General features: G+C 71.5%; 21 protein-coding genes. 11 read left to right on the top strand and 10 right to left on the bottom strand.

What is annotated here, in order from left to right; translation table 11 throughout:
- The first annotated feature begins 78 nt into the window (after positions 1 to 78).
- Positions 79 to 372, top strand: a complete 294-nt coding sequence (locus tag ABCR83_RS28675; RefSeq protein WP_462698132.1) for a hypothetical protein — start codon at positions 79 to 81, stop codon at positions 370 to 372.
- A 25-nt stretch (positions 373 to 397) separates the two neighbouring features.
- Here the strand turns inward: ABCR83_RS28675 and hutH are convergent, their stop codons facing one another.
- The 5 genes from hutH to ABCR83_RS28650 all read right to left on the bottom strand — a co-directional run bounded on the left by hutH (position 398) and on the right by ABCR83_RS28650 (position 6,399).
- Complete coding sequence (hutH, locus tag ABCR83_RS28670) at positions 398 to 1,972, bottom strand: histidine ammonia-lyase (RefSeq protein ID WP_462698131.1); 1,575 nt, start codon at positions 1,970 to 1,972, stop codon at positions 398 to 400.
- A gap of 127 nt (positions 1,973 to 2,099) precedes the next feature.
- On the bottom strand, positions 2,100 to 3,194 hold the full coding sequence (locus ABCR83_RS28665; protein ID WP_462698138.1) for a GGDEF domain-containing protein: 1,095 nt from the start codon (positions 3,192 to 3,194) through the stop codon (positions 2,100 to 2,102).
- Positions 3,195 to 3,353: 159 nt separating this feature from the next.
- Positions 3,354 to 4,148: an enoyl-CoA hydratase/isomerase family protein gene (locus ABCR83_RS28660; RefSeq protein WP_462698130.1), complete on the bottom strand. Its 795-nt coding sequence runs from the start codon at positions 4,146 to 4,148 to the stop codon at positions 3,354 to 3,356.
- A gap of 150 nt (positions 4,149 to 4,298) precedes the next feature.
- Complete coding sequence (locus ABCR83_RS28655) at positions 4,299 to 5,450, bottom strand: adenylate/guanylate cyclase domain-containing protein (RefSeq protein ID WP_462698129.1); 1,152 nt, start codon at positions 5,448 to 5,450, stop codon at positions 4,299 to 4,301.
- A 91-nt stretch (positions 5,451 to 5,541) separates the two neighbouring features.
- On the bottom strand, positions 5,542 to 6,399 hold the full coding sequence (locus tag ABCR83_RS28650) for a biotin--[acetyl-CoA-carboxylase] ligase (protein ID WP_462698128.1): 858 nt from the start codon (positions 6,397 to 6,399) through the stop codon (positions 5,542 to 5,544).
- Positions 6,400 to 6,529: 130 nt separating this feature from the next.
- Here ABCR83_RS28650 and ABCR83_RS28645 point away from each other — a divergent pair, with 130 nt between their 5' ends.
- From ABCR83_RS28645 to ABCR83_RS28630, 4 genes are all read left to right on the top strand, one after another.
- A complete protein-coding gene (locus ABCR83_RS28645) occupies positions 6,530 to 8,128 on the top strand; it encodes an acyl-CoA carboxylase subunit beta (protein ID WP_462698127.1) in 1,599 nt (532 codons plus the stop codon).
- 13 nt (positions 8,129 to 8,141) lie between these two features.
- Complete coding sequence (locus ABCR83_RS28640; RefSeq protein ID WP_462698126.1) at positions 8,142 to 8,348, top strand: acyl-CoA carboxylase epsilon subunit; 207 nt, start codon at positions 8,142 to 8,144, stop codon at positions 8,346 to 8,348.
- A 145-nt stretch (positions 8,349 to 8,493) separates the two neighbouring features.
- Entirely contained in the window at positions 8,494 to 9,957 is a 1,464-nt protein-coding gene (locus ABCR83_RS28635; protein ID WP_462698125.1) for a peptidoglycan D,D-transpeptidase FtsI family protein, read from the top strand.
- Between the two features lie 36 nt (positions 9,958 to 9,993).
- Positions 9,994 to 10,596, top strand: coding sequence for a Maf family protein (locus tag ABCR83_RS28630; RefSeq protein WP_462698123.1), 603 nt, complete (start codon positions 9,994 to 9,996; stop codon positions 10,594 to 10,596).
- A gap of 155 nt (positions 10,597 to 10,751) precedes the next feature.
- Here the strand turns inward: ABCR83_RS28630 and ABCR83_RS28625 are convergent, their stop codons facing one another.
- Positions 10,752 to 11,072 (bottom strand): hypothetical protein, encoded by a 321-nt coding sequence (locus ABCR83_RS28625; protein WP_462698122.1) that lies wholly within the window; start codon positions 11,070 to 11,072, stop codon positions 10,752 to 10,754.
- 216 nt (positions 11,073 to 11,288) lie between these two features.
- Here ABCR83_RS28625 and ABCR83_RS28620 point away from each other — a divergent pair, with 216 nt between their 5' ends.
- Both ABCR83_RS28620 and ABCR83_RS28615 read left to right on the top strand, forming a co-directional pair.
- Positions 11,289 to 12,035, top strand: coding sequence for an IclR family transcriptional regulator (locus tag ABCR83_RS28620; protein WP_462698121.1), 747 nt, complete (start codon positions 11,289 to 11,291; stop codon positions 12,033 to 12,035).
- Between the two features lie 178 nt (positions 12,036 to 12,213).
- Complete coding sequence (locus tag ABCR83_RS28615) at positions 12,214 to 13,968, top strand: acetyl/propionyl/methylcrotonyl-CoA carboxylase subunit alpha (RefSeq protein WP_462698120.1); 1,755 nt, start codon at positions 12,214 to 12,216, stop codon at positions 13,966 to 13,968.
- Positions 13,969 to 14,031: 63 nt separating this feature from the next.
- Here the strand turns inward: ABCR83_RS28615 and ABCR83_RS28610 are convergent, their stop codons facing one another.
- The gene (locus ABCR83_RS28610) at positions 14,032 to 14,265 is read right to left on the bottom strand and encodes a type II toxin-antitoxin system RelE family toxin (protein ID WP_462698119.1); all 234 of its coding nucleotides are present in this window, start codon (positions 14,263 to 14,265) and stop codon (positions 14,032 to 14,034) included.
- Between the two features lie 8 nt (positions 14,266 to 14,273).
- Complete coding sequence (locus ABCR83_RS28605) at positions 14,274 to 14,546, bottom strand: type II toxin-antitoxin system Phd/YefM family antitoxin (protein ID WP_462698118.1); 273 nt, start codon at positions 14,544 to 14,546, stop codon at positions 14,274 to 14,276.
- A 118-nt stretch (positions 14,547 to 14,664) separates the two neighbouring features.
- On the opposite strand from ABCR83_RS28605, the gene ABCR83_RS28600 reads away from it, so the two are divergent.
- Complete coding sequence (locus ABCR83_RS28600) at positions 14,665 to 15,246, top strand: TetR/AcrR family transcriptional regulator (RefSeq protein WP_462698117.1); 582 nt, start codon at positions 14,665 to 14,667, stop codon at positions 15,244 to 15,246.
- Positions 15,247 to 15,254: 8 nt separating this feature from the next.
- Here the strand turns inward: ABCR83_RS28600 and ABCR83_RS28595 are convergent, their stop codons facing one another.
- Together ABCR83_RS28595 and ABCR83_RS28590 are read right to left on the bottom strand one after the other, a co-directional pair.
- Entirely contained in the window at positions 15,255 to 16,244 is a 990-nt protein-coding gene (locus ABCR83_RS28595; protein WP_462698137.1) for a DeoR/GlpR family DNA-binding transcription regulator, read from the bottom strand.
- Positions 16,245 to 16,413: 169 nt separating this feature from the next.
- Positions 16,414 to 17,847: an NAD(P)H-quinone dehydrogenase gene (locus tag ABCR83_RS28590; RefSeq protein ID WP_462698116.1), complete on the bottom strand. Its 1,434-nt coding sequence runs from the start codon at positions 17,845 to 17,847 to the stop codon at positions 16,414 to 16,416.
- A 95-nt stretch (positions 17,848 to 17,942) separates the two neighbouring features.
- Between ABCR83_RS28590 and ABCR83_RS28585 the strand changes: the two genes are divergently transcribed.
- From ABCR83_RS28585 to ABCR83_RS28575, 3 genes are all read left to right on the top strand, one after another.
- The gene (locus tag ABCR83_RS28585) at positions 17,943 to 18,380 is read left to right on the top strand and encodes a gamma-glutamylcyclotransferase (protein WP_462698115.1); all 438 of its coding nucleotides are present in this window, start codon (positions 17,943 to 17,945) and stop codon (positions 18,378 to 18,380) included.
- A gap of 100 nt (positions 18,381 to 18,480) precedes the next feature.
- Complete coding sequence (locus ABCR83_RS28580) at positions 18,481 to 19,296, top strand: purine-nucleoside phosphorylase (protein ID WP_462698114.1); 816 nt, start codon at positions 18,481 to 18,483, stop codon at positions 19,294 to 19,296.
- Positions 19,297 to 19,667: 371 nt separating this feature from the next.
- Complete coding sequence (locus ABCR83_RS28575; protein ID WP_462698113.1) at positions 19,668 to 21,350, top strand: phospho-sugar mutase; 1,683 nt, start codon at positions 19,668 to 19,670, stop codon at positions 21,348 to 21,350.
- The last annotated feature ends 180 nt before the right edge of the window (positions 21,351 to 21,530 follow it).

Raw genomic sequence — 21,530 nt, 5'->3', positions numbered from 1 at the left:
TCACTACCATCTGGTCCGTCGGGGTCCCGGAGGGTCCACGACCCCTCAATCTCCGGTCTCGCGAAGGGGATTCGTCCTGTGACCGCACGCCGTCCGCTGCTGACCGCCGTCGCCGCCGGTTCGGTGCTGTGCGCGGTGTGGCTGGTACCGACCGCCCATGCGACCTCCGAGCGGCCCGGGCATCCGGCCGGGAACCGCGCCCCGGCGGTCACCCAGAACGCCCGGAACGCGCAGGGCACCCAGGAGCTGAAACTCGCCAGCACCGGCGGCGTGGACACCACGCCCTATCTGGTGGGCGGCATCGCCTTTGTGACGGCGGGCGGTGCGCTGGTCACCGGCGCGGTGCGCAGATCGCGCGCGGCGGCCCGGTGACCCCCGTCAGTTCAGTGATCCGGCGTCAGTTCAGCGGTCCGGTCACCGGCCGCACGGCCTCGATGAGGCTCCCGGACCGTACGAACGCCTCGGCGGCCGCCAGGTCGGGGGCGAGGTAACGGTCCTCCCCGGGCCCCTCGACACCGGCCTCGCGCACCGCCCGGAGCACCGCCTGGGTGGCCGGGGACGGCGTACGCGCGGTGCGCAGCTCGACCGCGCGGGTGGCGGCGACCAGTTCGACGGCGACGACCCGGGTGAGGGCGTCCAGTGCGGTGCGCAGCTTGCGCGCCGCCGACCAGCCCATGGAGACATGGTCCTCCTGCATCGCGGAGGACGGGATGGAGTCCACCGACGCCGGGACGGCGAGCCGCTTCATCTCGCTGACCAGGGCGGCCTGCGTGTACTGAGCGATCATCAGCCCGGAGTCCACGCCCGGGTCGCCCGCCAGGAAGGCCGGCAGGCCGTGCGAGCGGTTCTTGTCGAGCAGCCGGTCGGTGCGGCGCTCGGCGATCGAGCCCAGGTCGGCGGCGGCGATGGCGAGGAAGTCGAGGACATAGGCGACGGGCGCGCCATGGAAGTTGCCATTGGACTCCACCCGGCCGTCGGGCAGCACCACGGGGTTGTCGACGGCGGCGGCCAGCTCCCGGTCGGCGACCAGCCGGGCGTGTGCCAGGGTGTCCCGGCCGGCGCCCGCGACCTGCGGGGCGCAGCGGATCGAGTAGGCGTCCTGGACCCGTGGCGCGTCGTCCTGGTGATGGCCGGTCAGGCCCGAACCGGCCAGTACCCGCAGCATGTTGTCGGCGCTGGCGCCCTGGCCCGGGTGCGGCCGGATGGCGTGCAGCTCGGGGGCGAGGACCTTCTCGGAGCCGAGCAGCGCCTCCAGGGAGAGGGCGGCGGTGATGTCGGCGGAGGTGATCAGGCGGGCGAGGTCGGTGCAGGCCATGACGAGCATGCCGAGCATGCCGTCGGTGCCGTTGAGGAGCGCGAGCCCCTCCTTCTCGCGCAGCTCGACGGGTTCGATGCGGTGTGCGGCGAGCAGCTCGGCGGCCGGGCGGACCACTCCGTCGGGGCCCTCGGCCTCGCCCTCGCCCATGAGGGTCAGGGCGCAGTGGGAGAGCGGCGCGAGGTCTCCGGAGCAGCCGAGGGAGCCGTATTCGTGGACGACGGGGGTGATCCCGGCGTTGAGGATGGCGGCCATGGTCTCCACGACCAGGGGGCGCACTCCGGTGCGGCCCGAGGCGAGGGTCTTCAGCCGCAGGAACATCAGCGCACGCACCACCTCGCGCTCCACACGGGGTCCCATGCCCGCGGCATGGGAGCGCACAATGTTGCGCTGGAGCTGGGTGCGCAGTTCGGGGCTGATGTGGCGTACGGCGAGGGCGCCGAAGCCGGTGGAGACGCCATAGACCGGATCAGGCTTGGCGGCCAGGTCGTCGACGATCCGCCGGGAGGCGGCGACGGCGGCCAGGGCCTCCGGGGAGACGACGACGTGCGCGCCGCCGCGCGCCACGGCGATCACGTCTTCGGCGGTCGTCCCGGACGTGTCCAGCGTTACGTTTTGCACGTTCTGCGCGTTCTGCGCATGCGCCTGCATATCCATATTCAGGCACCCTAGAGACTGAATCGCAGGCTGTCACCACTTGATTCATGGGCGGTTGTCATTACCTACAACGCCGACTGCCAGGCGTTCTTTACCACTGCCGTTACCGCCGCCGTCACCGCTGCCGTTATCGCCGCCCGCGGAAGCGGCGCCGCTCCGTCACCGGCGGCGCGGGCGGTCGGTCCGCGAGCCGGACGACCGGGTCCGAACGGCCCCCGTCCCGCCCCGCGACCACCGGTTTCATGGCCTCCGCCGCCTTGGCGCGGTACTGCGCCGCATCGGCGAGGCGGAACAGCCGCCGCGCGGTGCGCACCGGCCCGATGGGGTCACCCGTGGACGCGACCCCGCAGGCGACGCCCTCGCCCAGCTCCAACTCGCCCGCCCGATGGCACAGTTCCTCCGCGACCCGTACCACCTCGTCCGCCGAGGGCCCCACGCTCACCAGGCAGAACTCATCGCCGCCGAGGCGCGCGGCGAGCGCGCCGGGCAGCTGGGCGCCGCACAGCGAGAGCACCGAGCCGAAGCGTTCCAGCAGCCGGTCGCCCACCGCGTGGCCGAGCGTGTCATTGACCTGCTTCAGCCCATTGAGATCGCACACCACCAGGCTGATCACCGCGCCGTCGGCCAGGTGGCGCTCCATGGCCTCGTCCAGCCGTGCGTCGACCGCGCGCCGGTTGGCGAGGCCGGTGAGCGGGTCGGTGTAGGCGAGCCTGCGCACCTCCTCCAGCCGCTCGGTCTGGGCTATCCCGGCCGCCGTCACGGCGGCCAGCACGGTCGCGAAGTCCGCCGCCACCCGCCCGAAGGCCGGCCCGCCCGCCGGGCGCGCGACATACAGCTCGCCCCAGGCCCGGCCGTGCAGGACGATGGGCGCGATCACACAACTGCCGCGCCCGCGCCGCCGCAGGGCCGCCACCCGGTGCCGGGAGTACGGGCCGGAGTCCACCCGCGGCCCGTCGGCGCACTCCACCCAGGCGGGCGGCCGGCCGCCGGCCCACTTCTCGTGCAGAAACCCGGTGACCTCGGGGAAGTCATGCACCGGATACCACTCCCCGGCCGGGAACCGCTCCTCGTCACCGGCCAGCTCGCCGACGTTCGTCAGCACCCGCAGCCGGCCGTGCTCGCGCTCCCACACCGAGATCGCGGCGAAGCTGCCCTCCAGTGCGCGCAACGCCCCCTCCGCCGCCGCGGCCACGCCCTCCAGCGGGGTGGGCGCGGCCGCCATCGCCTGGGCCAGATCCACCACGGCGCGCAGGCGGTCGTCGCGCTCCCCGTCTTCAGACACCCGAGCCTCACATTCCGTCACTGTGCGCAGTTCCCGCACTCCAGCGTAAGAATGTCGCGCTCATTCCGCCTTATGAGTGTTCGCGATGAGTGTTCACGCTCACTCGCCGGGCCAGTCGGGCTTCCGCTTCTCGTTGAACGCCGCCACGCCCTCCTTGCGGTCGCCGGAGAAGGCCACCGAGCGCCAGGCGGCGTCCTCCACCTCGAGCCCGGCCCGCAGGTCCAGGCCGTGGCCCAGCCGCAGGGCGCGCTTCGCCGCGCGCAGCCCCACCGGCGAGTTGGCGGCGATCCGCCCGGCCAGCGCCAGCGCCTCCGTACGGTCCTCGCCCTCGGGCACCAGGAAGTCGACGAGCCCCAGCTGCCGGGCCTCCTCGGCCGCCACCCGCCGGGCGCTGAAGATCAGTTCGGCCGCCCGGGCCGCGCCGACCCGGCGGGGCAGCAGTTGGGTGCCGCCGCCGCCGGGGATCACCCCGACCGACACCTCGGGCAGGCCCACCACGGCCGTGCCGTCCGCCACGATCACATCGCAGGACAGCGCGAGTTCGAAGCCGCCGCCCAGGGCGAAACCGTGCACGGCCGCGACGGTGGGCACCGGCAGTTCCAGCACGCCGGTGTAGCAGGCACGGGCGTGCGGGCGCTGGCGCGCGAGGTCCGCGTCCGTGAAGGAGTTGCGCTCCTTCAGATCCGCGCCGACGCAGAAGGCGCGCTCATGGGTGGAGGTCAGTACGACGGCACTGACCTCCCGGTCGGCGGCGAGGGCGGCGGCCGCCGCCGCGATGGAGCGGCCCATTTCCGTGGAGACGGCGTTCATGGCCTTGGGCCGGTCCAGGGCCAGTTCGGCCACCCGGCCATGGCGGTGGACCGCGACCCACTCCCCGAAGCGCTGCTCACTCACGTTGGTTCACCTTTCTGGGCGCCGGTGCTGACCCGGCGATCATGCCGCGTGGCCCGGCATCCGGCCAGAGCCGTGCGCAATGGCCGGCTCCGTCCCGGAGGTGTCCGGAAGCCGGGGCCCGCGACACCGCGGAGATCCACCGGACACCCCCTACTCCTCGGCACCGGCCCGGCGGCTCAGGAGCCACGGTTCGACCACGCCCAGACCGCGTACCGGCCGCTGCCACATGGGCTGGAGCGCGAACCGGTAGGCCGGCTGCCCGGCGCCCGCGGCGGCCGCCTCCGCCTCCGACTTGGGGGCGTCCCCGTTGCGCGCCAGTTCCTCGGCGAACGCGCTGTCCACCAGGACGGCGTCCTTGGGCGCTATCGAGGTCAGCCTGCTGGCCAGGTTCACGGTGGTGCCGAACACATCGCCCATCCGGGTCGTGACCGTGCCGAAGGCGATGCCGACCCGCAGTTCGGGCATCGTCTCGTCATGGCTGAGCGTCTCGATCAGGCGCAGGCCGATCTCCGCGGCGGTGCCCGCGTCGTCCGCCGAGTAGAGCACCTCGTCGCCCAGCGTCTTGATCAGCCGGCCGCCGTGCGCGGCGACCAGGTCGGCGGCGGTGGTCTCGAACGCCTCTACCAGCTCGCCCAGTTCCTCCTCCTCGAGCCGGCGGGTGAGCCGGGTGAAGCCGACGAGGTCCGCGAAGCCCACCGCCAGCCGCCGGTCGACCATCTCCGCGTCGTCCTGCGCCTGGACCACCCGGCCGGTGGCGGCGGCGAGCTGGCGCCGCCAGACATAGACCAGGAACTCCTCCAGCTCCGGCAGCAGCAGCTCGACCAGCGGATAGGTGATCTCCGTGCGGGTCATGCCCGGTTCCTGAGGCTCGGTCAGCCCCTCCAGGAAGGAGTCGATCTGCCAGTCGGCGAGCCGCGCGGTGGTCTGGCCGGTGGAGCGCGCCACCTGTACGGCCATCGGCTCGCTCAGCAGCCCCGCCTCCACCAGGCCCGCCAGCCGCCGCAGCGCCAGCACGTCCGCCTCGGTCAGGGCCTTGGCCTGGCCGATGTCGGCGAAGCCCATGGCCCGCCAGAAACGGGAGGCCAGATCCATCGACACCCCTGCCGCACGCGCGGCCTGGAAGGGTGTGTACCGGCGCTCGGCACCGAGGATCAGCGCCTCCAGCCGGAGGGCGAGAGGGTCGGCGCCTTCCTCGGCGCCCTCTTCGTCAAAGGTCCCCTCGAGCTCCTCGGGAGCACCTTCGGTGCTCCCCTCCCCCGTAGCCTGAGCGGCACGGGAGGTACCCCCACCGTCGGCGGTCACCGCCCGCCCCCTGTCCGATCCGTGCGCACTGCCCTGCCGATCGCTGCTCGCCCAGTTGCCGGGCACAACGATACGGCAGGTGTGCCCTAGCTCACTCTCCCGACGGTGCCGGTCGCAGATGGACGATGTCGCCCGCGGCCACCGGCTGCCGCACGCCCTCGGCGGTGGCCAGCACCAGCCGGCCGTCCCCGTCCACGGCCAAGGCCTCCCCGACCAGCTCGCGCCCGCCCGGCAGTTCGGCCCGTACGGTGCGGCCGAGGGTGGCACAGCCTGCCGCGTACGCCTCCTGCAACCGACCCGACCCTGGGTCACCGCCGGCCTGCCGCCACTGCTCGTACCACTCCTCCAGGGAGCGCAGCACGGCGCGCAGCAGGGGGTCGCGGTCGAGCACCTTCGCCCCGGCGAGCGCGAGTGAGCCCGCGGTGGGGACGGGCAGTTCACCGGTGCGCAGGGAGACATTGAGCCCGATGCCGATCACCACGCTGTCGCCCGCCCGTTCGGCGAGGATGCCGCCCGCCTTGCGCTCCTCGCCGCCGACCTGGACCAGCAGGTCGTTGGGCCACTTCAGGGCGGTGTCGACGCCCGCGGTGCGGGACAGCGCGGTAGCGGTGGCGACCCCGGCGAGCAGCGGCAGCCACCCCCAGCGCTCGGCCGGCACGCCGGGGCCCGGGGTGAGCCGGACGGAGAAGAACAGCCCGGAGCGCGGCGGCGCCGACCAGCTGCGGTCCAGCCGCCCGCGTCCGGCGGACTGTTCCTCCGCGATCAGCACCGCGCCCTCGGGCCCGGCGGAGGCGGCCAGGTCGGTGTTGGTGGAGCCGGTGTTGGCGACCACCTGCACGGAGGTCCACAGCCCGCCGGGGCGCAGCAGCGCGCGCCGGAGCGCGGTGGCGTTGAGGGGCGGCCGGTCCAGGTCGGACCAGCGGTTTCCGGAGCTGTCGGGGGGCGTCATGACTGCCACCTTAGGAGGGGGCCGGGTGTGGCCAACGCCGCACTGCCGGAACGCATCGGCGCCGATACGCTACGGACCGGTAGCCATAGTCAGTCCCTCACCTCCCAGGACGAGCAGGAGCCGCAGTCCGATGTCCGAGCGAGACCTCGATGGAATCGACATCCATACGACCGCGGGCAAGCTCGCGGATCTCCAGCGCCGGCTCGAGGAGGCCACGCATGCCGGTTCCGCCCGGGCGGTGGAAAAGCAGCACGCCAAGGGCAAGTTGACGGCTCGTGAGCGCATCGAGCTGCTGTTGGACGAGGGTTCGTTCACCGAGCTGGACGAGCTCGCGCGGCACCGTTCGACCAACTTCGGCATCGACGCCAACCGCCCTTACGGAGACGGGGTGGTCACCGGCTACGGCACGGTCGACGGGCGTACGGTCTGTGTGTATTCGCAGGACTTCACCATCTTCGGCGGCTCGCTGGGCGAGGTCTACGGCGAGAAGATCGTCAAGGTGATGGACTTCGCGCTCAAGACGGGCTGTCCGGTCGTCGGCATCAACGACGGCGGCGGTGCCCGCATCCAGGAAGGCGTGGTGGCCCTCGGCCTGTTCGCCGAGATCTTCCGCCGGAATGTGCACGGCTCCGGGGTCATCCCGCAGATCTCCCTGATCGTGGGCCCGTGCGCGGGCGGTGCGGTCTACTCCCCGGCAATCACCGACTTCACGGTGATGGTCGACCAGACCTCGCACATGTTCATCACCGGCCCGGATGTGATCAAGACGGTCACCGGCGAGGACGTGGGCTTCGAGGAGCTGGGCGGCGCCCGTACCCACAACACGACCTCGGGCGTGGCCCATCACCTGGCGGCCGACGAGAAGGACGCCATCGACTACGTCAAGGCCCTGCTGTCCTACCTGCCTTCCAACAACCTCTCCGAGCCGCCGGCCTTCCCCGAGGAGGCCGATCTCGAGGTCCTGGACGTCGACCGGGAGCTGGACACGCTGATCCCGGACTCGGCGAACCAGCCGTACGACATGCACACGGCCATCGAGCGGGTGCTGGACGACGGGGAGTTCCTGGAGACCCAGGCGCTCTTCGCACCCAACATCATCACCGGTTTCGGCCGGGTCGAGGGGCACCCGGTGGGCGTGGTCGCCAACCAGCCGCTGCAGTTCGCCGGGTGCCTGGACATCAACGCCAGCGAGAAGGCAGCGCGGTTCGTCCGCACCTGCGACGCCTTCAATGTCCCGGTGCTGACCTTTGTGGACGTCCCGGGCTTCCTCCCGGGCACCGACCAGGAGTACAACGGCATCATCCGGCGCGGCGCCAAGCTGATCTACGCCTATGCCGAGGCCACCGTGCCGCTGATCACCGTCATCACCCGCAAGGCGTTCGGCGGAGCGTACGACGTGATGGGCTCCAAGCACCTGGGCGCGGACCTCAACCTGGCCTGGCCCACCGCCCAGATCGCGGTCATGGGCGCACAGGGCGCGGTCAACATCCTGCACCGCCGCTCGCTGGCGGCGGTGGAGTCGGACGAGGAGCGCGAAGAGCTGCGCGCCCGGCTGATCGCGGACTACGAGGACGCCCTGCTCAACCCGTACGAGGCCGCCGAGCGCGGCTATGTGGACGCGGTGATCATGCCGTCGGAGACCCGCCGCCAGATCGTGCGCGGGCTGCGGACGCTGCGGAACAAGCGCGAGGCACTGCCGCCGAAGAAGCACGGCAACATCCCGCTCTAGGAAGGACCTTCCGGTGATCAAGGTCGTACGGGGCAACCCGACCCCCGAGGAGCTGGCCGCCGCACTGGCGGTGGTCCGGGCCAGCGCGGCGGCGCGCGCCACCGCCGCGCCCGGCGCCGAGCCGCCCGTGGAGTGGGCCGACCCGGCCCGGCTGACCGGGGGCAGGCGCGCCCCGCGCCCCGGGCCGCGTGCCTGGCGCACCACGTACTGGCCCGCCTGAGTGCTGGCGAGGTCTGCGCCGGGCACTCACTGAATTCACAGAAGCCTCACAGGTTTGTCCTTTTTGTAAGCAGATTTGCAACCAGAAGTACCCGGCTTCGCATCCTCCTCGGTGAACTGCCGCGATCCGGGGAGTGTGTCCACGTATGAACAAGCCCGTGCGCCATATAGCGATCTTCAGCGGGCTGCTGATCTTCGCGCTGCTCGCCCAGGCCACCTGGGTGCAGTTCGTCCGCGCCGACGAGCTCTCGAACCACGACAAGAACCGGCGGGTGAAGATCAACGCCTATGCCCAGCCGCGCGGCGACATCATCGTCGGCGGAAAGCCCGTCACCGGCTCCAAGGCGACCGACGGCAGTGACCTGAAGTACCAGCGGACCTACACCGACGGCGCGCTGTACGCCACGGTCACCGGCTATTCCTCGCAGATCTACGCCAACAACCAGCTCGAGTACGTCTACAACAAGTTCCTCAGCGGCACCGACGACCGCCTCTTCTTCCAGCGCACCGCCGACATGTTCAGCGGCCGGAGCTCGCACGGCGGCGATGTGGTCACCACCATCGACCCCGAGGCCCAAAAGGCCGCCTACCAGGGCCTGGGCAAGTACAAGGGCGCCGTGGTGGCGATCGACCCGAGCACCGGCAAGATCCTCGCGCTTGCCTCCACCCCGTCCTACGACCCCTCGGTCTTCTCCGGTGAGAGCCTGAAGAACCAGAAGGCCTGGCAGAAGCTGGAGGCGGACAAGGACAAGCCGCTCAGCAACAAGGCGATCAAGGAGCTCTACCCGGCGGGCTCCACCTTCAAGATCCTCACCGCGGCGGCGGCCCTCGACCACGGCCTCTACACGGACATCAACGCCCCGACCGACTCCCCGTACCCGTGGAACCTGCCCGACACCGTGACCCCGATGAAGAACGAGAACGAGAGCGCGCCCTGCCGCAACGCCTCGCTCAAGGTCGCGATGCAGTACTCCTGCAACAACGTCTTCGCCAAGATCGCCGCGGAGCTGGGCAAGGACAAGATGGCCGAGACGGCCGAGAAGTTCGGCTTCAACCAGCAGCTCGACATGCCCGTCCGGGTCACCAAGAGCGTCTACCCCAAGAACATCAACCGCCCCCAGACCGCGCTCACCGGCATCGGCCAGGGCAGCCTCGCCGCCACCCCGTTCCAGATCGCGATGATGACCGCCGCCCTGGCCAACGACGGCAAGATGATGAAGCCCTACCTGGTCGAGAAGCTGCGCGCCCCGGACCTGTCCACCATGGACGAGCACAAGCCCGAGGTCATGTCCCGGCCCGTCTCCGCCGACACCGCCAAGAAGGTGCAGGAGATGATGGAGTTCACCGCCAGGGAGGGCACCGGCAGGTCGGCGCAGATCGACGGAGTCACCGTCGGCGGCAAGACCGGCACCGCCCAGCACGGCGCCAACCTGGAGAAGATCCCGTACGCCTGGTTCGTCTCCTACGCCAAGCAGGCGGACGGCTCCCCGGTCGCGGTCGCCGTCTTCATCGACCCCGAGGGCTCGGGCGTCGACCGCGAGGACGTCTCGGGCGGCGGCCTGGCGGGCCCGATCGCCAAGAAGGTCATGCAGGCGGTGATCAAGAAGTGAGCCAGGGCGGTCCCGGGCCCTCGTAGGCTGGCGGGTATGAACGACACCCGCCGCCTGGTCCTCGCCTCCCAGTCCCCCGCCCGTCTCGGCCTGCTGCGCCAGGCCGGGCTCGCGCCCGAGGTGATCGTGAGCGGGGTGGACGAGGACGCGCTCACCGCCCCCGCCCCGGCCGAGCTGGCGCTGGTGCTGGCCGAGGCGAAGGCGGCCGCGGTGGCCGCACTGGAGGGCGCGGCGGGAGCGCTGGTCGTCGGCTGTGACTCGGTGCTGGAGCTGGACGGCCAGGCGCTCGGCAAGCCGGCCGACGCCGAGGAGGCGACCGCGCGCTGGAAGTCCATGCGCGGCCGCTCGGGGGTGCTGCGGACCGGTCACTGTGTGATCGACACCGCGACCGGTCGCCGCACTGCGGCGACCGCCTCGACGACGGTCCGCTTCGGTGAGCCGACCGACGCCGAGATCGCCGCCTATGTGGCCTCCGGCGAACCGCTGCAGGTGGCCGGTGCCTTTACGCTCGACGGCCGTTCCGCGCCCTTTGTCGAGGGCATCGACGGCGACCCCGGAAATGTGATCGGCCTGTCGCTCCCCCTGCTCCGCGAGCTCCTCGCCGGGCTGGGGATCACCATCACCGACCTCTGGGTGTGAACGAGCGGCTCGGGGAGTGTCCGATGGGTCGGCACGGGCCCTGAGCGGGCTCGGCGAAATCCGGTGCGGTTCGGCAGCGCCCCGAAGGGGCGCGGGGAACTGCGCGACCAGCCACGACGCACCCGCAGATGACGTAGCGGCCTTCCAACGAAGTGCTAGAGCGGCAGCGCGTTGGCCACCTTGCCCAGCTCGTTGAGCTGGTTCAGCTTGCCGAGTTCCTCGACGGCACCGGGGTAGAGGCTGGTCGCCGGGCCCTTGGCCGGCACGCCCTTCGGCGGGGCGGTGACCTTGAGCTTGCCCGCGCTGGTGGTCGGCGGCTCCGCCGAGGGCGCCGCGGGCGCCCCCTTCGACATCGACGCCGAGGGCGTCGACGGCTGGGGCAGCGGCGCGGCGGCGGCCGAAGAGGCCACGGCGGCGGAGGTGACGGTGAGAGCGGCTGAGGCCAGAGCGGCGGCCGCGGCAATGCGCTTGATCATGACATCTTCAACGATGTCATGGCATATCAGTCACCCCCTCTCCGGCCTCCCGATCCCCGAACACCCCTGAAAACGGCCGGAATTCGCACGCCCTTGGGACAGCGATGGCAAGCGTGCGAGCAAACAGCGGCTCGGCCACATCTCGGGGCCGCCCGGCGCGGTGTGCGAGGCTGGTGAGCTTCCGCAGCCACCATCCCGCCCGAGGAGAAGTCAGCCGTGCCACAGTCCGTCGACCGGGCCCTGGACCTGCTGGACGCCGTCGCCGGGGCCGACGGGCCGGTGCCCGCGAAGGCCCTGGCCCGGCAGCTGGGCTGCGGGCTGTCCACCGCCTACGAGCTGCTCGGCACCCTCACCGCACGCGGCCACCTGGCCCGTACCACCGCCGGTTACACCCTGGGCCACCGGGTGCCCGCCCTGCACCAGGCCTTCCGGCGGCAGCTGCGGACGAACCCCGATGACGGGCAGGTGCACGGTCTGCTGCTGCGGGCGCGCCGGTCCGCCGGGGCGGACACCTACTTCAGCACCTACCGGGACGGGGACATCGCCGTCCTCGCGGCCGCCACCTCCGCCCTCCCCGGTGACCCCAAAGACACCGGAGGCACCCCCGTCACCGGCGGCTTCACCCTCGGCCGGGACACCGACGGGCACGCCACCGCCCATGGGAAGGTGCTGCTGGCCGCGCTGGACCGGGCCGCCCGGCAGCGCTATCTGACCGCGACCGGGATGCGGCCGATCACCCCGCGCACCATCACCTCCCCGGAACGGCCGGGCGGCATCCGTCGCTTTGACCCGGGTACGTCGGCATTGGTCCCGCTACCCATGGGTAAACCTCAGACATCCGGGCGCGCACTCCGTCCGCCCCTTCGCATCCTCCGGGCCGGGACGCAAACTTTGTGTCACCCGTTCGTAGGGACTCCACAAATATTCGGCACCGCCACTCCCGGGCGTTCGTCGAGACCTTGACCACACCAACACCCCCACAGCCCTCCGGAAAACGCGGCGTACCGTGGGAGATCGGGGTACCCGGGACCGACCGTGGACGGTGGTTCACGGACCGTGTGGGCAAGGTCACGCTGGAGGTCGGGTCGGCACAAGGTGTCGCCAGTACCTAAACTCACCTTGTTTCAAGGAGGGAGCCATCGTGCGCAAGGTGCTCATCGCCAACCGTGGCGAAATCGCTGTCCGCGTCGCCCGTGCCTGCCGGGATGCCGGGATCGGCAGTGTGGCGGTCTACGCCGACCCGGACCGTGACGCGTTGCATGTCCGCGCGGCCGACGAGGCGTACGCGCTGGGCGGTGACACGCCGGCGACGAGCTACCTCGACGTCTCCAAGGTGCTTGCCGCCGCGGCCGAATCGGGCGCGGACGCCATCCACCCGGGATACGGCTTCCTCTCCGAGAACGCCGAATTCGCCCAGGCCGTCATCGACGCCGGGCTGACCTGGATCGGCCCGCCGCCGCAGGCCATCCGCGACCTCGGCGACAAGGTGGCGGCCCGTCATATCGCCCAGCGCGCGGGGGCGCCGCTGGTGGCCGGCACCCCGGACCCGGTGTCCGGCGCCGAGGAGGTCGTCGCCTTCGCCGAGGAGCACGGGCTGCCGATCGCCATCAAGGCGGCCTTCGGCGGCGGCGGCCGCGGCCTGAAGGTCGCCCGCACCCTCGAAGAGGTGCCCGAGCTCTATGACTCGGCCGTCCGCGAGGCGGTCGCCGCCTTCGGCCGCGGTGAGTGCTTCGTCGAGCGCTACCTCGACCGCCCGCGCCATGTGGAGACCCAGTGCCTGGCCGACAAGCACGGCAATGTGGTCGTCGTCTCCACCCGTGACTGCTCCCTGCAGCGCCGTCACCAGAAGCTGGTGGAGGAGGCCCCGGCGCCCTTCCTGAACGACGAGCAGAACGCGGAGCTCTACCGCGCCTCCAAGGCGATCCTGCGCGAGGCCGGTTACCAGGGCGCGGGCACCTGTGAGTTCCTCGTCGGCCAGGACGGCACCATCTCCTTCCTCGAGGTCAACACCCGCCTCCAGGTGGAACACCCGGTCACCGAGGAGGTCACCGGCATCGACCTGGTCCGCGAGATGTTCCGCATCGCGGACGGCGAGGAGCTCGGCTACGACGACCCGCCGCTGCGCGGCCACTCCTTCGAGTTCCGCATCAACGGTGAGGACCCGGGCCGCAACTTCCTCCCGGCGCCCGGCACCGTGACCCGCTTCGACGCCCCGGCGGGCCCGGGCGTGCGCCTGGACGCCGGCGTCGAGTCCGGCTCGGTCATCGGCCCCGCCTGGGACTCCCTGCTCGCCAAGCTGATCATCACCGGCGCCACTCGTGAGCAGGCGCTGCAGCGCGCGGCGCGGGCGCTGGCGGAGTTCAACGTCGAGGGCATGGCCACGGCGATCCCCTTCCACCGGGCCGTGGTCACCGACCCCGCCTTCACCTCCGACCCCTTCCGGGTGCACACCCGCTGGATCGAGACGGAGTTCACCAACACCATCGCCCCGTTCGCAGGTGCCGTGGCGGACGAGGACGAGGAGCTGCCCGGCCGCGAGACGGTGGTCGTGGAGGTCGGCGGCAAGCGCCTCGAGGTCTCCCTGCCGTCCTCGCTCGGCATGACCATCGCCCGCACCGCCGCCGCGGGCGGCGCCAAGCCCAAGCGCCGCGCGACCAAGAAGGCGGGCTCGGCGGTCTCCGGTGACACCCTGGCCTCCCCGATGCAGGGCACCATCGTGAAGGTCGCGGTCGAGGAGGGCCAGCAGGTGGCCGTCGGCGACCTGATCGTGGTCCTGGAGGCCATGAAGATGGAACAGCCGATCAACGCGCACCGCGCCGGCACGGTCAAGGGCATCACCGCGGAGGTCGGGGGCTCGGTCTCCTCGGGTGCGGTGATCTGCGAGATCAAGGACTGATACGCCAGAACGCCGGTGGCCTCGACCGAAATGATCGGTCGAGGCCACCGGCGTTCCAAGACGTCACACGACGCGGCCGACCTTCTGGATGTGCACCGTGCCCTCTACTACCCGATACAGCACCCGCCAGGATCCCACCGGAAGCCGGTAGTAGCCGGATCCACCGAGCGACGAGGCCGCTTCAGGGCACGGCTCGTCCCCCAGTCCCCGGACCGCCGCGGCACACGCCTTGGCCCCGACCATGTCGATCTGACGTAAGCGCCGGAACTCCTGTGTGGCATGAGGTGCCCACACCATCCTGTACGTCACCCTGCTGCCGTCCGATCTTCAGCGTCCAGCTGCGCCATGAACTCCTCGTGCGGGATCCATGCGCCCCCCGGCTCTTCCCAGCGCGCCTGGGCCAGCTCCAGATCCGCCGCGTCCCTCAGCCGCTGGAGCTCCTCCAGCTCTCCTATCGGGATGAGCGCCGCCGCCGGCTTGCCGTACTCGCTGATGAGGATGTGCTCATGGCCATGGCGCACACGGCCGACGAGCTGCCCGAGCTGATTGCGGGCCTCGACGAGTGGATAGGTGTCCATGCCGAAAGACTGTACAGTCAAGCGGCTGCGTACACAGTCCCTCGTATGAACGACCCAACCCCCAAGGCGTTGATGGCATCCTTGACCCGCGGGGGAGCGAGCGGGAGGACGGACGTAAATGACGACCGACACGGCGCAGACGTCACCACGGCCCATGCGCGCGGACGCACGACGCAACTACGAGCGGCTGCTCGTCGAGGCGCGTACGGCCTTCACCGAGCACGGCACCGACGCCTCGCTGGAGGACATCGCCCGCCGGGCGGAGGTCGGCATCGGAACGCTCTACCGGCACTTCCCCAACCGCACGGCACTGATGAGCGCGGTCTTCCAGGGCGAGGTGGACGCACTGCTCGCGCGCTCCCGGGAGCTGCTCGCCTCACCCGAGCCCTGCCGCGCCCTGGTGGACTGGCTGCGGGCCATCGTGGCGCACGCCAGCACCTACCGGGGGCTGTCCAAGGCGCTGATGGCCGCGCAGGGCGACCAGGACTCCGCGCTGGCGCGGTGCAGCACACCGATGCTCGCGGCGGGCAGCACGCTGCTGGCGCGTGCGCAACAGGCCGGCGTGGTGCGCCCGGACGCGGACATCGCCGACCTGATGCAGCTGACCAATGCCATCTCGCTGGCGGTCGAACAATCCCCGGAGGACCCGGAGTTGGCCGACCGCCTGCTGAGACTGACCCTGAGAGGGATCAGGGAATAGCGGGCGGGCTACCGGCGGCGCGGCGCCAGATCCGCCACCCGCGCCGTCGGCTGGTCACCCAGCGAGGCCGCGCTGCGCAGCTGGTGCGGCCCGGGTGGGCCGCCCTGCCCCGGGCCGGGATACTGCTGGCCGTGCTGGCCGGGCCGGCCGTCTCCGAGCGGGTGGTTGCGCCGCTGCCCGGGCAGCGGCGGCACATCGCGGCGGCGGGCCGGGGCGACCCCCTCGCCGTGCACGCCCGGGGCCGCCCCCGGGCCGGGCCCGGCGACCGAGATGTGCACCCCCTGGTCGGCCAGCGCCTGGAGCTCCGTCGCCGCACGGTCGTCATGCCCGGGCGGCTCGTCGGTCACGAGTCTGGTGATGACATCGGTGGGCACGGTCTGGAACATCGTGTCGGTGCCCAGCTTGGTGTGGTCGGCCAGCACCACCACCTCGGCCGCCGCCTGCACCAGCGCCCGGTCCACGCTCGCGGAGAGCATATTGGAGGTGGACAGGCCGCGCTCGGCGGTCAGGCCGCTCCCGGACAGGAAGGCCCGGCTCACCCGCAGCCCCTGCAGGGACTGCTCGGCCCCGCTGCCGACCAGCGCGTAGTTCGAACCGCGCAGGGTGCCGCCGGTCATCACGACCTCGACCCGGTTGGCATGGGCCAACGCCTGGGCGACGAGCAGGGAGTTGGTGACCACGGTCAGTCCCGGTACCCGGGCGAGCCGGCGGGCCAGCTCCTGGGTGGTGGTACCGGCGCCGACGACGACGGCCTCGCCCTCTTCGACGAAGCTCGCCGCGAGATCGGCGATGGCCGTCTTCTCGGCGGTCGCTAGATGGGATTTCTGCGGGAAGCCGGACTCTCGGGTGAAACCGCCGGGCAGCACCGCACCGCCGTGCCGACGGTCGAGCAGTCCTTCCGCTTCCAGAGCCCGCACGTCACGCCGCACGGTCACTTCGGAAGTCTGGACAACGCGGGCGAGCTCCCGGAGCGAAACCGCCCCGTTGGCCCGCACCATTTCAAGGATCAATTGACGACGTTCTGCAGCGAACACGAAACCGACAGTAACGCCAACGACCATCTGCTTTCAGCAGGTTGCAGCAATTAGCGGAAGTTGTTCGTCGGGCAACCCAAGAAGTGGTATAGGGAACCGGAAGGAGGGGCACCCCTTCCGGCACCCCGGTGACTCAGGACTCCCGCTGTGACTTCCGGGTGTGCAACTGCCGCGCCACCTCGGCGATCGAGCCGGACAGTGACGGGTACACGGTGAACGCGTTCGCGATCTGTTCCACTGTCAGATTGTTGTCGACCGCGATCGAGATCGGATGAATCAGCTCGCTGGCCCGGGGCGAGACCACCACCCCGCCGACCACGATGCCGGTGCCGGGGCGACAGAACATCTTTACGAAACCATCGCGAATTCCCTGCATCTTCGCGCGGGGATTGCGCAGCAGCGGCAGCTTGACGACCCGGGCGTCAATCAAACCGCCGTCCACATCGGCCTGCGTATAGCCAACCGTGGCAATCTCCGGATCCGTAAATACGTTCGCAGATACCGCCTTGAGATTCAGCGGCGCCACCGCGTCACCCAGGAAGTGGTACATGGCAATCCGGCCCTGCATCGCGGCGACCGACGCCAGGGCCAGCACCCCGGTGCAGTCACCGGCCGCGTACACCCCCGGGGCGGTGGTGCGGGAGACCTTGTCCGTCCAGATGTGACCCGACTCCTTGAGCCGGATCCCGGCCTCCGCCAGGCCTATCCCGGCCGTGTTGGGAATCGACCCGACCGCCATCAGACAGTGCGTACCGCTGATGACGCGTCCGTCGGCCAGCGTGACCTCGACCCGGTCCCCCACCCGCTTGGCGGACTCCGCGCGCGACCGCGCCATCACATTCATCCCGCGCCGCCGGAAGACGTCCTCCAGCACCGCGGCCGCGTCCGGGTCCTCGCCCGGCAGCACCCGGTCGCGCGAGGACACCAGCGTCACCTCGGAGCCGAGCGACTGGTACGCGCCGGCGAACTCGGCGCCGGTGACGCCCGAGCCCACCACGATCAGCTGCTCGGGCAGCTCCTCCAGGTCGTACACCTGGGTCCAGTTGAGGATCCGCTCCCCGTCCGGCAGCGCGTCCGGGATCTCCCGCGGATGGGCACCCGTGGCGATCAGCACGGCGTCCGCGACCAGGGTCTCCTCCACGCCGTCCGCCGCGCGCACCACCACCCGGCGGGAACCGTCGGGGGCCTGCTGCGGCTCCAGCCGCCCGCACCCGCGCATCACCCGCCCGCCCGCCCGCGTCACGGACGCGGTGATGTCATGCGACTGCGCCAGCGCGAGCCGCTTCACCCGCCGGTTGACCTTCCCCAGGTCGACACCCACCACGGTGCCGTCCTCCCCGTCGTCGACGGTGATCCCCAGTTCCTCGTACGAGGAGTCGAAGTTCGTCTTCACCTCGGCCGTCGCGATGAGGGTCTTCGAGGGCACACAGTCGGTGAGCACCGACGCCCCGCCCAGACCGTCGCAGTCGACGACGGTCACCTCCGCGCCGAGCTGAGCGGCGACGAGCGCCGCCTCATAGCCGCCGGGTCCGCCACCGATGATCACGATCCGAGTCACGTACTCCATTGTCCCGCACCCATCGAAGCGACTCCCTTCGGGGCCCACCCCTCGAGCCTGCCATCCCAAATGCGGTCCCGCCTCACTCCCGTACCCTCAGAACCATGTCGCTCTACGCCGCGTACGCCGGCAACCTCGACGCGCGGCTCATGACGCGCCGCGCACCCCACTCGCCGCTGCGCGGCACGGGCTGGCTCGCCGACTGGCGGCTGACCTTCGGCGGCGAGCAGATGGGCTGGGAAGGGGCGCTGGCCACGGTCGTCGAGGCGCCGCGCTCCCAGGTCTTCGTCGCGCTCTATGACATCGCCCCGATGGACGAGGACTCGATGGACCGTTGGGAGGGCGTCGGCCTCGACATCTACCGGCGCATGCGGGTACGGGTCCACACCCTGGACGGCGAGGAGCCCGCGTGGATCTACGTCCTCAACGGCTATGAGGGCGGACTGCCCTCCGCCCGCTACCTCGGCGAGATCGCGGACGCCGCGGAATCCGCCGGAGCGCCCCATGACTACGTCATGGAACTGCGCAAGCGTCCCTGCTGATCCCGGCCGAGGTGGCTGTCAGAACCCACAAAGCGACAGTCGCAAGACCGTAACCTGCGACATCTACGCGCGTAGGCAATGAGCGGCTACCCTCGTCCGCGTGAACGCATCAGTTACCCCCCAGACCGACCCGTACGCCGCGGCCGACGCCGCGGCCGCCCGCCTGCGCGAGCTCACGGGCGCCGAGACCCACGACGTCGCCCTGGTCATGGGCTCCGGATGGGTTCCCGCCACCGAGGCGCTCGGTGCTCCCGAGGCCGAGTTCCCGGTCACCGAGCTCCCCGGCTTCTCGGCGGCGGCCGTCGCCGGCCATGCGGGCACGATCCGCTCGTACAAGGTCAACGACAAGCGCGCGCTCGTCTTCCTCGGCCGTACGCACTACTACGAGGGCCGCGGCGTCGTCGCCGTCGTGCACGGCGTCCGCACCTCCGTCGCGGCCGGCTGCAAGACCGTCGTACTGACCAACGGCTGCGGTGGCCTCCGCGAGGGCATGCGCCCCGGCCAGCCGGTGCTGATCAGCGACCACATCAACCTGACGGCGACCTCGCCGATCGTCGGCGCCAACTTCGTCGACCTGACCGACCTGTACTCGCAGCGGCTGCGCACCCTGTGCAAGGAGGTCGACCCGACCCTGGAAGAGGGCGTCTACGCCCAGTTCCCCGGCCCGCACTACGAGACCCCGGCCGAAGTCCGGATGGCCCGCACCCTGGGCGCGGACCTGGTCGGCATGTCCACCACGCTGGAGGCGATCGCCGCCCGCGAGGCGGGTGCGGAGGTGCTGGGCATCTCGCTGGTCACCAACCTCGCCGCCGGCATGACCGGCGAGCCGCTCAACCACGAAGAGGTGCTGCAGGCCGGGCGGGACTCGGCCACGCACATGGGCTCCCTGCTCGCGCAGGTCCTGCCGCGCCTGTAACCGGCACCCCGCCGGGTGCGCTCCGCACAGGACGCATTTCCGGCACCCCGCCGGTGGGTGGACACGCCCCTTCGGGGCGTTGTGCTCCGCACCACCCCTTACCCGCCCCCGCAGGGCTGAGCTCTCCTGTGGGGGCGGGCAGCCGTCGGCCTCCACCGCACAACAGACAAACCCGCAGACGCCGACGTGCGGGAGGGGGCGGGGCGGGACGGGGCCTGGAGCGGGCGTAAGGGTTATTTGCGGCGGCGATCCGGGCACCCAAACGCCTGAGCGCACCCGCCGTAAATAATCCAGCCCCGGAAGGCCCCGTCCCTCCCCGCCCCCGACCCCAACGCATCCGAACGCGCACCCGCAGACCCCCGGAGGACACCGTGGAGCGAGACCTCATCGCCCAGGCCAAGGCATGGCTCGCCGAGGACCCCGACCCCGAGACCCGCGCCGAGCTGGCCGCGCTCATCGACGCCGAGAACCTGCCCGAGTTGGGCGACCGCTTCGCCGGCACCCTGCAGTTCGGCACCGCCGGCCTCCGCGGTGAGCTCGGCGCCGGTCCCATGCGGATGAACCGGACCGTCGTCATCCGCGCCGCCGCCGGTCTCGCCGCGTACCTCAAGAAACAGGGCCACTCCAACGGCACCGTCGTCATCGGCTATGACGCCCGTCACAAGAGCGCCGACTTCGCCCGCGACACGGCCGCCGTCATGGTGGGCGCCGGTCTCCAGGCGGCGCTCCTCCCGCATCCCCTCCCCACCCCGGTGCTGGCCTTCGCGATCCGCCACCTCGGCGCCGTCGCCGGCGTCGAGGTGACCGCCAGCCACAACCCGCCGCGCGACAACGGCTACAAGGTCTACCTCGGCGACGGCTCCCAGATCGTGCCCCCGGCCGACGCGGAGATCGCCGCCGAGATCGCCGCCATCGCCTCCCTCGACACGGTGCCCCGCCCGTCGGCCGGCTGGGAGACCCTCGGCGACAGCGTCGTCGACGCCTACCTCGCGCGCACCGACGCGGTCCTCACCAACGGCTCCGCACGCGATGTGCGCGTCGTCTACACGCCCCTGCACGGTGTCGGCCGCACCGTCCTGACCGCCGCCTTCGAGCGCGCCGGCTTCCCCGCGCCCACGGTGGTCGCCGAGCAGGCCGACCCCGACCCCGACTTCCCGACCGTCGCGTTCCCCAACCCGGAGGAGCCGGGCGCGATGGACCTGGCCTTCGCCACCGCCCGCCAGGCGGCGCTGAACGGCGCCGAGCCGGACATCATCATCGCCAACGACCCGGACGCGGACCGCTGCGCCGTGGCCGTGCCGGCCCCGGACACCGTCGAGGGCTGGCGGATGCTGCGCGGCGACGAGGTCGGTGCGCTGCTGGCCGAGCACCTGGTGCACAAGAAGGCGGTCGGCACGTTCGCGACGACGATCGTCTCGTCCTCTCTGCTGTCCCGGATCGCGGCCGCGTCCCCCGGCACTCCGTACGAGGAGACCCTCACCGGTTTCAAGTGGCTCGCCCGGGTGGACGGTCTGCGGTACGCCTACGAGGAGGCACTGGGCTACTGCGTCGACCCGGAGGGCGTGCGCGACAAGGACGGCATCACCGCCGCGCTGCTGGTCGCCGAGCTGACCGCCGAGCTCAAGGAGTCCGGCCGTACGCTCACCGACCTGCTGGACGACCTCGCGGTGGAGCACGGGCTGCACGCCACGGACCAGCTCTCCGTGCGGGTCGAGGACCTCGCCCTGATCGCGGCCGCGATGCGGCGCCTGCGCGAGCAGCCGCCGGTGCTGCTGGCCGGGCTGCATGTGGTCTCGGCGGAGGACCTGTCCAAGGGCTCGGAGTCGCTGCCGCCGACGGACGGGCTGCGCTACCACCTCTCCGGTGACGAGTCGGGCGAGGTGTCGGGAGCGCGGGTGATCGTCCGGCCCAGCGGCACGGAGCCCAAGCTGAAGTGCTACCTGGAGGTTGTCGTTCCGGTCGCCTCGGGGGCGGCGCTCGCGGATGCGCGGGTCCGGGCGGATGCGGTGCTGGCAGGGATCAAGGCGGACTTGTCGCGGGCGGCGGGCATCTGACCCTCGCGCCCGTGGGGGTGCGGGTTCCGTTGGTGGGTGGGTCGGGGGGGGGGGGGGGGGGGGGGGGGGGGGGGGGGGGGGTTTTGGGGGGGGGGGGGGGGGGGGGGGGGGGGGGGGGGGGGGGCGGGTGTGGGGTTGGTGGTGTTGGAGCGGTTGTCGGTTGCGCGGCGGTTGGGGCGT

The organism is Streptomyces xingningensis, from assembly GCF_054957865.1.
Note: the sequence above shows the minus strand (reverse complement) of the source record. Positions and strands in the feature narration are given on the sequence as shown.

Bases quoted from the DNA above. Each gene is read 5' to 3' on its own strand.
- hutH (WP_462698131.1), bottom strand. From the start codon at position 1,972: ATGGATATGCAGGCGCATGCGCAGAACGCGCAGAACGTGCAAAACGTA.
- ABCR83_RS28665 (WP_462698138.1), bottom strand. From the start codon at position 3,194: ATGGCGGCCGCGCCCACCCCGCTGGAGGGCGTGGCCGCGGCGGCGGAG.
- ABCR83_RS28650 (WP_462698128.1), bottom strand. From the start codon at position 6,399: ATGACGCCCCCCGACAGCTCCGGAAACCGCTGGTCCGACCTGGACCGG.
- ABCR83_RS28645 (WP_462698127.1), top strand. From the start codon at position 6,530: ATGTCCGAGCGAGACCTCGATGGAATCGACATCCATACGACCGCGGGC.
- ABCR83_RS28635 (WP_462698125.1), top strand. From the start codon at position 8,494: ATGAACAAGCCCGTGCGCCATATAGCGATCTTCAGCGGGCTGCTGATC.
- ABCR83_RS28630 (WP_462698123.1), top strand. From the start codon at position 9,994: ATGAACGACACCCGCCGCCTGGTCCTCGCCTCCCAGTCCCCCGCCCGT.
- ABCR83_RS28625 (WP_462698122.1), bottom strand. From the start codon at position 11,072: ATGATCAAGCGCATTGCCGCGGCCGCCGCTCTGGCCTCAGCCGCTCTC.
- ABCR83_RS28610 (WP_462698119.1), bottom strand. From the start codon at position 14,265: ATGGTGTGGGCACCTCATGCCACACAGGAGTTCCGGCGCTTACGTCAG.
- ABCR83_RS28605 (WP_462698118.1), bottom strand. From the start codon at position 14,546: ATGGACACCTATCCACTCGTCGAGGCCCGCAATCAGCTCGGGCAGCTC.
- ABCR83_RS28600 (WP_462698117.1), top strand. From the start codon at position 14,665: ATGACGACCGACACGGCGCAGACGTCACCACGGCCCATGCGCGCGGAC.
- ABCR83_RS28595 (WP_462698137.1), bottom strand. From the start codon at position 16,244: ATGGTGCGGGCCAACGGGGCGGTTTCGCTCCGGGAGCTCGCCCGCGTT.
- ABCR83_RS28590 (WP_462698116.1), bottom strand. From the start codon at position 17,847: ATGGAGTACGTGACTCGGATCGTGATCATCGGTGGCGGACCCGGCGGC.
- ABCR83_RS28585 (WP_462698115.1), top strand. From the start codon at position 17,943: ATGTCGCTCTACGCCGCGTACGCCGGCAACCTCGACGCGCGGCTCATG.